Here is a 429-nt window from a genome sequence, read left to right as displayed (position 1 = left end):
GGTTGGCGTCGGCGGTGTCGCAGGCGGTGATGGTGACGTTTGCGCCGAGGGCGGTGAGGTCTTGGTGGAGTTGCTTGGCGCCTTGGGCTTTGGGGCCGCGTCGGCTGGTGAGGTGTAGGTGGGTGTGGCCTTGGTCTGCGAGGTGGTGGGCGAGGAGGCTGCCGAGGGTGCCGGTGCCGCCGGTGATGAGGATGGTGCCGTTCGGGTCGAGTGGCGTGGGTGTGGCGTCGGTGTCGCTGTCGGTGGGGGTGGTGGTGCGGGTCAGGCGGGGTGTGTGGATGGTGTTGTTGCGGAGGGCCAGTTGGGGTTCGGTGGTGGCCAGGGCCGTTTGGAGAGTGGCTGGGTTGATCGGGGTGGTGTCTAGGTCGATGAGGGTGAAGCGGTCGGGGTTTTCGCTCTGTGCGGTGCGGATGAGGCCCCACAGGGGTG

General features: G+C 68.1%; 1 protein-coding gene. It reads right to left on the bottom strand.

The window, feature by feature from the left end; genetic code table 11:
- A partial coding sequence (locus tag IH48_RS33970; RefSeq protein WP_037844122.1) for a KR domain-containing protein occupies window positions 1-429 on the bottom strand: 429 nt, incomplete at both ends.

Origin of the sequence: Streptomyces sp. NRRL F-5126, assembly GCF_000721265.1 — a bacterium.
Classification (GTDB): Bacteria; Actinomycetota; Actinomycetes; order Streptomycetales; family Streptomycetaceae; genus Streptomyces.
This window is presented reverse-complemented; position numbering and strand designations above follow the sequence as displayed.